General features: G+C 77.0%; 12 protein-coding genes. 8 read left to right on the top strand and 4 right to left on the bottom strand.

All coding sequences use genetic code 11. From position 1 onward, the window contains the following. Nucleotides 1-8 precede the first annotated feature (8 nt). The 4 genes from moeA to MTO91_RS24500 all read left to right on the top strand — a co-directional run bounded on the left by moeA (nucleotide 9) and on the right by MTO91_RS24500 (nucleotide 5,978). The gene (gene moeA, locus MTO91_RS24515) at nucleotides 9-1,262 is read left to right on the top strand and encodes a molybdopterin molybdotransferase MoeA (RefSeq protein WP_346109298.1); all 1,254 of its coding nucleotides are present in this window, start codon (nucleotides 9-11) and stop codon (nucleotides 1,260-1,262) included. Nucleotides 1,263-1,865: 603 nt separating this feature from the next. Continuing rightward, the gene (locus tag MTO91_RS24510) at nucleotides 1,866-2,576 is read left to right on the top strand and encodes a phosphatidylserine decarboxylase (RefSeq protein WP_226354032.1); all 711 of its coding nucleotides are present in this window, start codon (nucleotides 1,866-1,868) and stop codon (nucleotides 2,574-2,576) included. A 10-nt stretch (nucleotides 2,577-2,586) separates the two neighbouring features. After that, nucleotides 2,587-3,594, top strand: a complete 1,008-nt coding sequence (gene pssA, locus MTO91_RS24505; protein ID WP_476652936.1) for a CDP-diacylglycerol--serine O-phosphatidyltransferase — start codon at nucleotides 2,587-2,589, stop codon at nucleotides 3,592-3,594. A 23-nt stretch (nucleotides 3,595-3,617) separates the two neighbouring features. Continuing rightward, a complete protein-coding gene (locus MTO91_RS24500; RefSeq protein ID WP_476652935.1) occupies nucleotides 3,618-5,978 on the top strand; it encodes an AAA family ATPase in 2,361 nt (786 codons plus the stop codon). A 77-nt stretch (nucleotides 5,979-6,055) separates the two neighbouring features. On the opposite strand, the gene MTO91_RS24495 is transcribed toward MTO91_RS24500, so the two are convergent. Next, entirely contained in the window at nucleotides 6,056-6,745 is a 690-nt protein-coding gene (locus MTO91_RS24495; RefSeq protein WP_405421464.1) for a LytR C-terminal domain-containing protein, read from the bottom strand. Between the two features lie 16 nt (nucleotides 6,746-6,761). Further along, entirely contained in the window at nucleotides 6,762-7,079 is a 318-nt protein-coding gene (locus MTO91_RS24490; RefSeq protein WP_100878847.1) for a DUF3263 domain-containing protein, read from the bottom strand. A gap of 204 nt (nucleotides 7,080-7,283) precedes the next feature. Between MTO91_RS24490 and MTO91_RS24485 the strand changes: the two genes are divergently transcribed. After that, nucleotides 7,284-7,865, top strand: a complete 582-nt coding sequence (locus MTO91_RS24485) for a peptide deformylase (protein WP_100878846.1) — start codon at nucleotides 7,284-7,286, stop codon at nucleotides 7,863-7,865. 106 nt (nucleotides 7,866-7,971) lie between these two features. Then, on the top strand, nucleotides 7,972-8,238 hold the full coding sequence (locus MTO91_RS24480) for a hypothetical protein (RefSeq protein WP_405421467.1): 267 nt from the start codon (nucleotides 7,972-7,974) through the stop codon (nucleotides 8,236-8,238). Between the two features lie 11 nt (nucleotides 8,239-8,249). On the opposite strand, the gene MTO91_RS24475 is transcribed toward MTO91_RS24480, so the two are convergent. Together MTO91_RS24475 and MTO91_RS24470 are read right to left on the bottom strand one after the other, a co-directional pair. Further along, complete coding sequence (locus MTO91_RS24475; protein ID WP_476652933.1) at nucleotides 8,250-8,894, bottom strand: response regulator; 645 nt, start codon at nucleotides 8,892-8,894, stop codon at nucleotides 8,250-8,252. Beyond that, nucleotides 8,891-10,045: a sensor histidine kinase gene (locus MTO91_RS24470; protein ID WP_476652931.1), complete on the bottom strand. Its 1,155-nt coding sequence runs from the start codon at nucleotides 10,043-10,045 to the stop codon at nucleotides 8,891-8,893. The genes MTO91_RS24475 and MTO91_RS24470 overlap by 4 nt, the downstream gene beginning before the upstream one ends. Nucleotides 10,046-10,167: 122 nt before the next feature. On the opposite strand from MTO91_RS24470, the gene MTO91_RS24465 reads away from it, so the two are divergent. Continuing rightward, nucleotides 10,168-10,980: an ABC transporter ATP-binding protein gene (locus MTO91_RS24465; RefSeq protein ID WP_226367756.1), complete on the top strand. Its 813-nt coding sequence runs from the start codon at nucleotides 10,168-10,170 to the stop codon at nucleotides 10,978-10,980. Then, on the top strand, nucleotides 10,977-13,010 hold the full coding sequence (locus MTO91_RS24460) for an FtsX-like permease family protein (protein ID WP_476652929.1): 2,034 nt from the start codon (nucleotides 10,977-10,979) through the stop codon (nucleotides 13,008-13,010). The genes MTO91_RS24465 and MTO91_RS24460 overlap by 4 nt, the downstream gene beginning before the upstream one ends. The last annotated feature ends 15 nt before the right edge of the window (nucleotides 13,011-13,025 follow it).

The raw sequence follows: 13,025 nt of genomic DNA, 5'->3' as shown, positions 1-13,025 counted from the left end.
ATGGGGCCATGAGCACCTGGTCGCAGGCCGGTCCGCGCACCGTCTCCGAGCACGCCGCCGCGGTCGCGGCCCTGCTGCCGCCGACCGGGACCGAGCCGGTCGCGCTGGCCGCCGCGAGCGGCCGGGTGCTGGCCGAGGACCTGACGGCGGGCGTCGCGCTGCCGCCCTTCGACAACTCCGCGATGGACGGCTACGCGGTCCGTGCGGCCGACCTCGCCGGCGCCTCGGCTGCCTCGCCGGTGGAGCTCCCGGTCGCGGCCGACATCCCGGCCGGGCGCACCGACGTCCCCGCGCTGGCGCCGGGCACGGTGGCCAGGATCATGACGGGTGCCCCCGTGCCCGAGGGCGCGGACGCGATCGTGCCGGTCGAGCAGACCGACGCCGGTCCCGGTGGCGGGCTCGACCGCGTCCGGATCCACGAGGCCCCGCAGCCGGGCGCGTTCGTCCGCCGGGCCGGTGAGGACGCCGCGTCGGGTGCCGTCGTGCTGCGGGCCGGGACGGTGCTGGCCGCGCCCCAGATCGGGCTCGCCGCCGCCGTGGGCCGGGCGGAGCTGCCGGTCCGCCGTCGCCCGCACGTGCTCGTGCTGTCCACCGGCTCGGAGCTCGTCGCCCCGGGGGGCACGCTGGAGCCCGGGCAGATCTACGAGTCCAACGGCACGATGCTGGCCGTCGCGGTCCGGGAGGCCGGCGCGACGGCTGAGCAGCTGTCCTTCGTCCCCGACGACGTCGAGCGGTTCCGCGCGGTGCTCGCGGAGAAGGTCGGCGACGGCGTGGACCTCGTCCTCACCTCCGGCGGCGTGAGCGCCGGCGCCTACGAGGTCGTCAAGGACGCCATGACCGGCCACGGCGTGGAGTTCGGCAAGGTCGCGATGCAGCCCGGCGGTCCGCAGGGCTGCGGCCGGCTCGAGCTGGGCGGGACCGGGGTCGCCACCGTCACCCTGCCCGGGAACCCGGTGAGCTCCCAGGTCTCGTTCGAGGTGTTCGTCCGGCCCGCGCTCCGGGCGGCGGCCGGGCACCCCGCGCCGGCGCGGCCGGTGGTGACCGCCCGGCTGTCCGGTGCGCTGGCCTCGCCCGCGGGGCGCCGCCAGTTCCGGCGCGGCCTGCTCGACGCCGCCGCCGGGACCGTGTCCGAGGTGGGGTCCACCGGGTCGCACCTGATCGCGGCGCTCGCCCGGGCCGACTGCCTGATCGACCTGCCCGCCGACACCACCTCCGTCGCCGACGGCGAGCAGGTCGCGGTCTGGCTGCTCGACGCCCCGTGACCCGGTGTCCGGTGGCCGCGGCCCGGCGCGCCGGGCGGTGACCCGCGGAGCCGGGCGGACCGGAACGGGCGTCCGGGTGCTGCGAGCGGGATCGCGCTGTGCGACGGGCCCACCACTCGCGCGGACGTGCGGCTGCGCCGAAAGTGTGAGCTATGTCATCGGCCGTCGGGGCAACGATCTCACCGCGGGCGACGTCCTAGGGGGTGTCCGTTCGGCCGAAAGAGGTAGATCACGGCGGACATCCGTCGTGATCTGGACTGCCGGTCGTCGGAGAGGAATACTTTCTGGTGTGGAGGGGTAGACCCTTTACAGCACAAGACCCACCGCCCGTCGCTGGGGAGCGGACGAGCGGTTCCAAGGCCGGGGTCGTCGTCTCGGGGGACGACGGCCCCGGCCCTTTTTCTGCCCCCGACCGGCCCGCGGGGTCGCGCACCGCGTGCGGCCGGCTCCGGGCACGAACCGACGATCGTGCCACCGGTCCCGTCTCGGCGCGGGGACCCCCGGATCCTCGGCGTGTCCCGGTCGTCCCGCCGGACAGCCGTCCGCGGCGCCCGCGTAGCGTTGGTGATCCCCCACCGGAGCATCAGGAGCCGACGACCCACCATGGCCGAAGGAACCGGGACCTCCCCGACCCACATCGCCCGACTGGTCCGGGACGCGATCCCCCCGATGCACCCGGGCGGGCGTCCGATCGTCGCCGGTGTGGCGCTCGCCGCGGCGGGGGTGCGCGCCCTCACCGGCCGAGGCACCCTGCCGGGCCTGCTCGCCACCGCGGCCACCGCGCTGTTCTTCCGCGACCCCGTCCGGACCCCGCCGCTGCGCACCGACGCGGTGCTGGCCCCCGCCGACGGCGCGGTCGCCACCGTGACCGAGACGGTCCCGCCCGCCGAGCTCGACCTGCCGCGCGTCCCGCACACCCGGGTCTCGATCTTCCTGACCGTGCTGGACGTGCACGTCCAGTGGGTCCCGGTGCACGGCCGCGTCGCGCGGGTCCAGTACTCGCCCGGCACGTTCCTGTCCGCGGACCTGGACAAGGCGAGCGAGGACAACGAGCGCAACGCGATCACCGTGGTCCGCGCCGACGGCGTCGGGGTCGGGGTCGTGCAGATCGCCGGCCTGCTGGCCCGCCGGATCGTCTGCGCCCTGCGCGACGGCGACGAGGTCGCCGCGGGCGAGCGGTTCGGCCTCATCCGGTTCGGCTCGCGCGTGGACACCTACCTCCCGCCCGGGACGACCGCGCTGGTCCGCCCCGGCCAGCGGACCGTGGGCGGGGAGACCGTGCTCGGCCTGGTGGCCGGGCCGGCGGAGCGCTGAGGTCGTGGGGATGTCCCGCCCCGCCGGCGGTTATCCCGCCGGCGTGCGGCTGCTGCCGAACGCGGTCACCGTCCTCAACCTCTGTGCGGGCCTGACGGCGGTCTACTTCGCGCTCCAGTCGCGCTTCGACTTCGCGATCATCGCCGTCCTGGTGGCCGCGCTCTGCGACGCCCTCGACGGCGGCCTGGCCCGGCTGCTCGACGCCTCCAGCCGGATCGGCGCCGAGCTCGACTCGCTGGCCGACCTCGTGTCCTTCGGTGTCGCCCCCGCCCTGGTCATCTACATCTGGGCGTTCGAGGGCACCCGGGCCGGCTGGATGGTGGCCCTGGTGTTCGCGGTGTGCATGGCGCTGCGCCTGGCACGCTTCAACACCCTGATCGACGACGACAGCGCCCCGCCGTTCGCCCGGGAGTTCTTCGTCGGCGTCCCGGCTCCCGCGGCCGCGCTGACCGCGGGCATCCCGATCTACCTGTGGCTGCACTTCGGTCAGGGCTGGTGGTCGGAGCGTCCGCTGGTCGCGGTGTGGGCGCTGGTCACGGCCGGGCTCATGGTCAGCCGCATCCCGACGCTGTCGCTCAAGACGGTCCGGGTCTCCCCGCGCGCCACCCGGTGGCTGCTCGTCGGGGTGGCCGCGGTCGTCGCGATCCTGATCACGATCCCGTTCCTCGGGATCGCCGTCGCCGGGTTCGTCTACCTGCTGCTCCTGCCCTGGACGGCCTACCGCTACCGCTGGCTGTCGCACCACCCCGAGGCGTGGGACGTGCCGACCCGCCAGCGCCGCGCCGTCGCCCGCGCGGCCCGGTCCGCCCGTCGGCTCGGTCTGCGCCCGCCGCTGCGCCGCCGGGTCGCCGGCCGTGCCGGTGCGGTGGCCCGCGGTGTCCGGCGCCGGCTCGACCCGGAGGGCGAGGCCCGCCGGGACGGCATGCGCGAGACCGGCGCCGTCCGCGACCCGCGCGGTCCGGGCGTCGCCGCCGCGCCCCGCGGTTCCGGCCGCCGCCTCGGCCTGCGCCGTCGCTGACCCGATCCCCCGGAGGACCGCCCGTGCTGGAGCTCGTCGCCCGACTGGCCCCCGCGGCCGCCGACGCCCGCCGCGGTGTCGTCCGGCTGCACCCCGAGGTGCTCGCCGCGCTCGGCCTGCGCTCCTGGGACGCGGTGACGCTCACCGGGGCCCGGGTCACCGCGGCGCTCGCCGTCGCCGGTGAGCCGGGCGACCCGCACGGTCAGGCCCGCTTCGACGACGTCACCCTGTCCAACGCCGGGCTGACCGACGGCGCGACCGTCGTCGTCGCGCCGGCGTCGGTCACCGCGGCCCGCGAGGTGCGCCTGGTCGGGTCCGCGCTGACCACCGCGACGGTCGCCCCGGCGACACTGCGGCTCGCCTTGACGGGCAAGGTCCTGGTCCGCGGCGACGCCGTGTCCCTGCTCCCGCAGGACATCGCCCCGGCGGCCGGGGCCGACGTCCGTTCGGTGCGCCGCGCGCTGGCCGCGGCCGTCGGCGGGACGTGGACCTCGGAGCTGCTGACCGTCGCGGTCGCCGACCCGGCGGGGCCGGTCGTGGTGACGCCGTCGACGGTCGTGGGCTGGCAGGGCGGCCGCGATACCGGCGACCCCGCCCCGGCCACAGCCGGCGCGCTCCGCATCCCCGGTTCCGGCGTCCCCGGGAACGGCGGCCCGGCCCTCGCGGGACCGGCGGCGCCCGGGCCCGGTGTCCCCGGCCCGGGCGGGGCCGGGCGCGGCTCCACCGCCCCCTCCGCCGTGCGGGCCGCGGGAGCCGCGGCCGGGGCCGACGCGCCGGCCGGACCCGCCGAGCCCGTGCTGCCGCTGGAGGACCTCGCCGCGAACGAGGCCGTCGCCCGCCGCCTGCTGGACTGGTTCGAGCTGATGTTCCGCCGCCCGGAGCTGCTGACCCGGCTCGGCGGCGACGCCCGGCTCGGCGTGCTCGTCTCGGGGCCGGAGGGCGCGGGCAAGGCGACACTGGTCCGCAGCGCGGCCGCGGCGGCGGGCGCCCGGTGCGTCGAGCTCGTGGCCCCGGCGGTCGCCGCCGTCGAGCCGGCCGCCGCGGCCGAGCGGGTCCGGGCGGCGATCGCGCAGGCCCGCACCGGCGGGACCGGCACCGGCGCACCCGCGGTGCTGCTCGTACACGACGCGCACGCCCTGCTCCCCGCCACCGACCCGCCGCCGCTGGCCACCCTGGTGCTCGACGAGCTGCGCGCGGCGACCGCGCCGGGCGGGCCCGCGCTCGTCGTCACCAGTGCCGAGCCGGAGGCCCTGGACCCGCGGCTGCGGGCGCCGGACCTGGTCGACCGCGAGCTGTCGGTCGGTCTGCCCGACGCCGCGACCCGGCGTGCGCTGCTGGAGCGGCTGCTGGCCGACGTACCCCGGGCCGACGACGTCGACCTGGGCGCGGTCGCCGCCCGCACACCGGGGTTCGTCGTCGCCGACCTCGCGGCGGTCCGCCGGGAGGCCGCGGTGGGCGCGGCGCTGCGCGGCACCGGCTCCGACCCCACCGAGCAGGTCCGTCAGTCCGACCTGCTCGACGCCGTCGGCTCGGTCCGCCCGATCTCGCTGTCCGGTGGCGGCACGCTGGGCAGCGGCGGCCTCACCCTCGACGACGTCGGTGACATGACCGAGGTCAAGGCGGCCCTCACCGAGGCCGTGCTGTGGCCGCTGCGCCACCCGGACTCCTTCGCCCGGCTCGGGGTCGACGCCCCGCGCGGGGTGCTGCTCTACGGCCCGCCGGGTGGTGGCAAGACCTTCCTGCTGCGTGCGCTCGCCGGCTCCGGTGACCTCAACGTGTTCGCGGTGAAGGGCGCCGAGCTGCTCGACAAGTACGTCGGCGAGTCCGAGCGCGCGGTCCGCGAGCTGTTCCGCCGGGCGGCCGAGGCCGCCCCCGCACTGATCTTCCTCGACGAGGTCGACGCGCTCGCCCCGCGTCGCGGCGGCTCCACCGACGCCGGGGTGGCCGACCGCGTCGTCGCCGCGCTGCTGACCGAGCTGGACGGCGCGACACCGCTGCGCGAGGTCGTCGTGGTCGGGGCGACGAACCGGCCCGAGCTGATCGACCCCGCGATGCTGCGGCCGGGCCGGCTGGAGCGGCTGGTGTTCGTGCCGCCGCCGGACGCCGACGCGCGGGCGGACATCCTGCGCGCGGCGGGCCGCGACGTGCCGCTGGCCGACGACGTGGACCTCGACGCGCTCGCGTCCGAACTGGACGGTTACTCGGCCGCGGACTGCGCGGCGCTGCTGCGCGAGTCCGCGCTGACCGCGATGCGCGAGTCCCTCGACGCGGGCGAGGTGACCGCCGCGCACCTGGCGACGGCGCGCCGCACGGTGCGGGCGTCGCTGGACCCGGCGCAGGTCGCCGAGCTGGAGGCCTACGCCCGTCGCCGCAGCGACGGCTGAGTCCGGCACACGGACGGCCCCGGAACGCCGACGGCCCCGGACGCGGAGGCGTCCGGGGCCGTCGTGCGTGTGGAACGTCAGGCGGCGGAGAAGTCCCGCGTCACGATCACGATGACGCCGGGCGTCGCGTCCTGAATGCCGTCGAAGCGGGGCTCGGAACGGATACCGAACTTCTTCGCGATCTCCTCGGCGGCGGCCTTCTCGCCGGTGCCCTGCCGGTAGTAGACGGTCGTGGTCGGGATGACGCCCTGGGAGTAGTTCTGCACCTGGGACACGGTCCAGCCGTTGGTGCGGAACTCCCCGGCCGCCTTCTCGGCGAGACCGCGGATGGTCGAGTTGTTGTAGATCCGCACGACCGGGCGGGCCGCGACGGCGGACCCCTCACCGGCTGCGGAACCGGAGCCGCCCTGGCCCGCGGAGCCGGAGCCCGCGGCGGGCGGCGCGGCGACGGCCGGGCCCGCGCCGTCGTACCCGGGGGAGCCCGGCGTGCCGGGCGCTCCGGGGGTGAACGGCGAGGTCTCCCCGGGGGTGCCCGGGGCGGGGGTGCCACCGGTGCCGGGCGTGGCGCCGTCGCCGGTGCCGTCCCCCGGAGCGGGGGCCGGGGCCGGCTCGGCCGACGCCGACGGGGGCGCGGCCTGGTTGCCACCGTCCTCACCGCCGCCGGTGAGGCCGATCAGGCCGACGACAGCGGCGACCACACCGACGCCGATCAGCGCGATACCGGCGATCTTCAGCGGTGACTGCCCGCCGGACGCGGGTGCGGTCATCGTGACCTCCTGGCTGTCAGGGCTCGAGGCCGAGGCGACGGGCGGCGCGGGTGCGCTGCCTGCTGGAACGCAGCCGGCGCAGACGCTTGACCAACAGCGGGTCCACCGCCAGCGCCTCGGGCTTGTCGACCAGGGCGTTCAGCACCTGGTAGTAGCGGGTGGCCGACATGTCGAACAGCTCGCGGATCGCCTGTTCCTTGGCACCCGCGTACTTCCACCACTGGGCCTCGAACGCGAGGATCTCGCGTTCGCGACGGTCGAGCTCGCGGGGGGACGCGGCAGCGGTGCGCCGGTGCGCTCCGCGGCGTTCCGGCAGGGACCCGGCGGACTCCATCACGCTCCTCGAGCGGACGACGATCTCGTGCTGCGGCGGCCCCGCCCGGGCGCCGCGACGACGAACGACACGTCTGTCATTCGCGGTGCGGATTCAACCACAGGGGACCGACGGTCCCGGGCTGCGACGCGCCTGGAGGGCGGGTCGGACGACACCGAAACCGCCCGGCCGGGTCACGCCCGGCGGCGACCGTAGGCTGCTCCGGTGACGGTTCTGCGCATCCGCATGGTCGGCGACCCCGTGCTCCACACCCCCACCCGCCCCGTCGGCACGGTCGACGACACGGTCCGGACGCTGGTCGAGGACATGTTCGAGACGATGGCCGCGGCGAACGGCGTCGGGCTCGCGGCCAACCAGGTGGGAGTGGACCTGCGGCTGTTCGTCTTCGACTGCCCCGACGAGGAGACGCGCACGATGCGGCGCGGTGTCGTGGTCGACCCGGTGCTGGAGACCGACGGGATCCCGGAGGTCATGCCCGACCCGGACGACGACCAGGAGGGCTGCCTGTCGGTGCCCGGCGAGAACTTCGCGACCGGCCGGGCGGAGTGGGCCCGGGTCACCGGCACCGATCTCGACGGTGAGCCGGTCTCCTACGAGGGGCGCGGGTTCTTCGCCCGGTGCCTGCAGCACGAGACCGACCACCTCGACGGTCACCTCTACCTGGACCGGCTGATGGGCCGCCACCAGCGCGCGGCGAAGAAGATGCTCAAGCGCAACGGCTGGGGCTCGCCGTCGGACTCGTGGGACCCGTCGGCCGTCGAGGCCGAGGACGTCCCCCGGGGATGACCCCGGGTCCGACCCCGGGAGTCATACCCCGGTACTAGGGGTCGGCCCGGGAGACCGGCCCCGCGGCCGATGTGGCGGGGTGCCCCCGGCGGGCACCGTGGTCCCCATGCTGCTCTCGATCCTCGCCGTCGCCCCCGTCCTCGCGGTGCTGCTGGTCATGGCCGCGCAGCCGCTGTTCGAGCTGTGGGACGCCCGCGCCTCCGACCACGACCGCGCCCGCTCCGCCGGTGCCGTGCTCGACTCCGACGTCCCCGCGCTGCCGGTCGCGCCGGTCGCCTGCCCGGAGGCGCTCGGCGACGTCGCCGCATCGCTGCGGATCCCCGCGCCGCGTGGCCCGCTCGCCCCGGTCGGCCGGAGCGCGGCCCGGGCCTGAGGGGTCCGGCCCTACTCGACCAGCCGGTTCTCCCAGGCCCACGCCGCGATCTCCACCCGGTTGCGGGCGTCCAGCTTGGACCCGATGTTGGCGATGTGGGTCTTCACCGTGGACAGCGAGACGAACAGGTCCCCGGCGATCTCGGAGTTCGTCCGGCCCCGGGCGACCGCCTTCACCACCTCCAGCTCGCGCGGTGACAGCGCGGCGTGGACCTCGGCACGGGCCGGCTCCGGCTCGGTCAGCCGCTCCAGCAGCCGCACGGTGACCGACGGCGACACCAGGGCGTCGCCCGCCGCGGCGGCCCGGACCGCCTCGACGAGCAGCCGCGGGCCCGCCGTCTTCAGCAGGAACCCGCAGGCCCCCGAGCGCAGCGCGCCGTAGACGTACTCGTCGAGGTCGAAGGTCGTCACCACCACGATCCGCGGGGGGAGCGGGTCCGCGGTCAGCGCGCGGGTCGCGGCGATCCCGTCCATCCCCGGCATCCGGACGTCCATGAGCACGACGTCCGGGCGCAGCTCGCGGGCCATGGCGACGGCGTCGGTGCCGGTCGCGGCCTCGCCGACGACGTCGATGCCGTCCTCGGCGGAGAGGATCAGCCCGAAGCCGGTGCGCACCATCTCCTGGTCGTCGGCGAGCAGGACGCGGATCGCGGTCACCGGCCCGCCCCGGCGGGCACCTCGGCGACGACGATCCACCGGCCGGGCCCGTCCGGCCCGGCGTGCAGCGAGCCGTCGAGGGCCTCCACCCGCTCACGCATCCCGGCCAGCCCGAACCCGCCCGGGTCGCGCAGCGGGTTCTCGGTCCCGGTCCCGTCGTTGTGCACCACGGTCACCAGTCTCCCGGCCTGCAGGTGCACGCCGACCGACACCGTCGTCGCGCCGGGGGCGTGCCGGTGCACGTTGGTCAGGGCCTCGCGCACCACCCGGAACGCGGTCGCCGCGACCGCGGGCCCGAGCACGGCGGCCCGTACCTCGGGGGCGATCTCCAGCCGGGTGCGGGTCCGCTCGGGGTCGAACCGCCCGACGACGTCCTCGACGTCGGCGACGTCGTGGCCGGGGGCGCGGTCGGCGCCGCCGTCGGCACCGGCGCGCAGCACCCCGACCATGCGGCGCATCCCGTCGAGGGCCTCGGCGCCGGCCCGCTCGATGGACTCCAGCGCCCGGCCGGCCTCCTCCGGGCGGCTCCCCGCGACGACGACCCCGGCCTGCGCGGCCACCACGATCGCGGTCACGTGGTGGGCGACTGTGTCGTGCAGCTCGCGGGCCAGCTCCAGGCGCTCGTCGTTGCGGGCCTGGGCGAGCCGGGCCGAGCGGCGCTGCCACAGCTCGCGCGCCGCGGTCGCGACGACCATCGTCCCGGCCCAGCCGACCACGGTCAGGCTGGCGAACACCTCGCGGTCGATGTCCGGCACGCGCAGCAGCGGCATGCCCACGATGAGGCACAGCGACACCACCGCCGTCGCGAGCACGACCCGGACCGGTGCGGTCCGCACGACCGACACCGTGACCACGGCCAGCGCGAACAGCTCGGTCAGCGACACGAACGGGATCCCGCCGGTCACCAGCCCCGCGACCGAGCCGGCTGCGGACAGTCCGTAGGCGACCACCGCCACGGGGAGTGCCGTGCTGCCCGTCCGGTACCGGAGGAGCACCACGCCTGCCACGAGCAGGCCGTACACCGCCCCGCTCGGCACCCAGAAGCCCACGTAGTTCATCGCCAGGACGGCGTCGCACCCCGCCCAGAACAGGTAGGCGAGCAGCTCGAGCCCGGCCAGGAGCGGGCGGCCGCGGCGTGGTGCGGTGCTCATGGGACACACCGTAGGGCGGGCGGCGACCCTCCGACCTCGGTCGGAAGTACGACGACCCGGTCGGGCAACGCCCTACCACGGGCCGATGCCCCGGACCCCCGTCGAGCGGCAGCCTCGTCGTCATGATCGAGGGGTTGAGGAATCCGGCCGACGTGCCGTCGCAGGTCGCCGCGGCGACGGTGAACCTGGTGCGCACCTACGGGCGGGGGCGCGCCACGGTCCGCGCGCTCGACGGCGTCACCCTGTGGCTGCCCGCGGGGCGGTTCACCGCGGTGATGGGCCCGAGCGGATCGGGCAAGTCGACACTGCTGCACTGCCTGGCCGGGCTGGACCGGCCCACGTCCGGGCAGGTGCTGCTGGGCGGGACCGACCTCGGGAGCCTCGACGACACCGCGCTGACCCGCGTCCGGCGCGACCGGATGGGCTTCGTCTTCCAGGACGGCAACCTGCTGCCGCACCTCACCGCGGGCGAGAACATCGACCTGGCCGCCTCCCTGGCCGGGCGCAGGCCGAACCACGCCTGGCGGGCCGAGCTCGTCGAACGGCTCGGCATCGCCGACCGGCTCACCCACCTGCCCTCGGAGCTGTCCGGCGGGCAGCGTCAGCGCGTCGCGGTGGCCAGGGCGCTGCTCGGCCGCCCGGAGATCGTCGTCGCCGACGAGCCGACCGGTGCGCTCGACACGCGTTCCGGGCGCGAACTGCTGGGTCTGCTGCGGGCCTGCGTCGACGACTACGGCCAGACCGTCGTCATGGTCACCCACGACCCGATCGCCGCCTCCGCGTCGGACCAGGTCCTGCTGCTGCGCGACGGCCGTGCCGCCGGCCGGTTGGACCGGCCCACCCCGGACCGGGTGCTGTCCGCGATGGGCGCGCTGACCGGCGCCGACGACCCCGCCCTGTCCGACGTCACGGCCACCGGGCCGGTGACCCGGTGAACCCCGCCACCCGCGCCGCGGTCGCCGGTGCCCGGCGCAGTCCGCGGCGGCTGCTGCTGACCGGGCTGGCCGTGCTGGTGGCGACGGTGTTCGCCGCCGGTGCGGTGCTGCTGACCGCGAGCCTGCGGGCCGACCTCGTCGGGAGCACGTCCTCGGTGCCCGCGGGCGCGACGTTCGCCGTGGAGACCGACACCTCTGCCGGGGCCGCCACCACGGAGCTGGAGGACCGGCTGCGCGCGGTGCCCGGGGTGACCGGGGTGTCGACCGCCCGGTCGGGGCCGGCCGCCGTCGTCGCGGGTGGTGCGAGCGGCAGCTGGCTGCTGAGCACCGATCCGATGACCGGGCCGCTGCAGGGGCTGGAGCCGGTGACGGCCGGTCGCCTGCCGTCCGGGCCGGGGGAGGCGCTGATCGGGGCGGTCACCGCGGAGCGCACCGGGCTCGCCCCCGGCGCCACCGTCGGCCTCGGCGACCGCACGCTGACCGTCACCGGCGTGGTGCCGGTCCGTTCCGGGTACGGCGACGTGCTCGTCGTGCGCGACGACGACCCGGCCGCCGCCGGTCTGTCCGGCCACCGGACCGCCGTCGCGGGGGATCCGGACCCGGCCGCGCTCGCCGCCGTCCCGGGCGTCACCGGTGTCCGGACCGCCGACGACCAGCGCACCGAGGACCTGGCGTCGGCCTCGGCGTCGGCGGACGCGCTGCTCGCCGGGCTGTCGGTGTTCGTCGGGCTGGCGCTGGTCGCCGCGGCCGTGGTGGTCGCCTCGACGTTCCGGATCGTCCTGGCCCGCCGTACCCGTGAGCTGGCGCTGCTGCGCTGCGTCGGCGCGGGCCGCGGGCAGGTGACGCGGTCGGTTCTGGTCGAGGCGGCGCTCACCGGGCTGGTCGCGGGGGTCGCCGGGGCGCTCGTGGCCGTCGCGGGCGGGTGGGCCGTCCTCGCGGCGGCGGGCGCGGCCGGGCTGGACGCCCCGGCGCTCGCCGCCGGGCGGACCCCGCCGGTGGTGGCGCTCGGCGCGGCGGACGCGAGCGGGGCCCGTGCACCGCGGGCCCGGGTACGGCTGCCGCTCGCCGCGGTCGCGCTCGTCCTGGCCGTGGTCCTCGCCGTCGCCGGGGTGGGCATGGGGAGCCCGCTGGCGGGGACGGCGCTGGCCGCGCTGTCCGGGATGCTGGTGTTCGCGGCGCTCGTGGTGACCGGGCCGTTCGTGGTGTCCGGGGCGGCGGCGCTGGTGGCGCCGGTCGTCGCACGCTGGGCACCGGGCCGGATCGCGGTGGGCAACGCGCGGCGGATGTCGCGGCGCACCGCGGCGATGACGACGGTGCTGTCACTGGGCGTGGGCCTGACCGCGGCGCTGCTGGTGGCCGTGGCCGGCGCCTCGGCCGACGCGACGGCGTCGATCGAACGGAACTACCCGGCCGACGTCGTCGTGTTCGCCGGCGACGACGCCGAGGCCGCGACGCTCGTGGCCCGGCTCGACGCCGAGCCCGGGCTGACCGCAAGGGTGTCCGACGGCACGGTGCTCGTCGACCCGGCGCCGGGGGCCGACCCGGTCGCGGTGCGTACGGCGGTGGTGCGGGCCGCAGGCGAGGCGCCCGTCACGTTCACCGCGGAGCTGCGGGAGCAGACCGAGTCCGCGGTCGGGGCGGTCCGCGGGATCGGGCTGGGGCTGGTCGGGATCACGCTGCTCGTCGCCGTCGTGGGGGTCGGGGTGACCCTCGCGCTGTCGGTCAGCGAGCGGACCCGGGAGATCGCACTGCTGCGCACGCTCGGTCTGTCGCGGGCCGCGGCCCGGCGGGCGGTGGCGTTCGAGGCGGCACTCGCCGGTGCGGTCGCGGCGGTGCTCGGCGTCGTGCTGGGCGGTGTCTACGGCCTGCTGGCGCTGCGGGCGACCGGCATCGGGTCGGTCACGGCGCTGCCGCTGGGCCAGCTCGGCGGGCTGGCCGCCGTGGTGGTCGCCGTCGCCGTGGTCGCCTCGGTGGGGCCGATGCGCCGCGCCGGACGGGTCGAGCCCGCGCACGGCGTCGCCACGGCCTGAGGGGCCGCCCGCGCG

The sequence above is a fragment of the Pseudonocardia sp. 2-7 genome (assembly GCF_056341085.1).
Note: the sequence above shows the minus strand (reverse complement) of the source record. Positions and strands in the feature narration are given on the sequence as shown.

Coding starts and splice junctions, on each gene's coding strand:
- moeA (WP_346109298.1), top strand. CDS start 9: ATGAGCACCTGGTCGCAGGCCGGTCCGCGCACCGTCTCCGAGCACGCC.
- MTO91_RS24510 (WP_226354032.1), top strand. CDS start 1,866: ATGGCCGAAGGAACCGGGACCTCCCCGACCCACATCGCCCGACTGGTC.
- pssA (WP_476652936.1), top strand. CDS start 2,587: ATGTCCCGCCCCGCCGGCGGTTATCCCGCCGGCGTGCGGCTGCTGCCG.
- MTO91_RS24495 (WP_405421464.1), bottom strand. CDS start 6,745: ATGACCGCACCCGCGTCCGGCGGGCAGTCACCGCTGAAGATCGCCGGT.
- MTO91_RS24490 (WP_100878847.1), bottom strand. CDS start 7,079: ATGGAGTCCGCCGGGTCCCTGCCGGAACGCCGCGGAGCGCACCGGCGC.
- MTO91_RS24480 (WP_405421467.1), top strand. CDS start 7,972: ATGCTGCTCTCGATCCTCGCCGTCGCCCCCGTCCTCGCGGTGCTGCTG.
- MTO91_RS24470 (WP_476652931.1), bottom strand. CDS start 10,045: ATGAGCACCGCACCACGCCGCGGCCGCCCGCTCCTGGCCGGGCTCGAG.
- MTO91_RS24465 (WP_226367756.1), top strand. CDS start 10,168: ATGATCGAGGGGTTGAGGAATCCGGCCGACGTGCCGTCGCAGGTCGCC.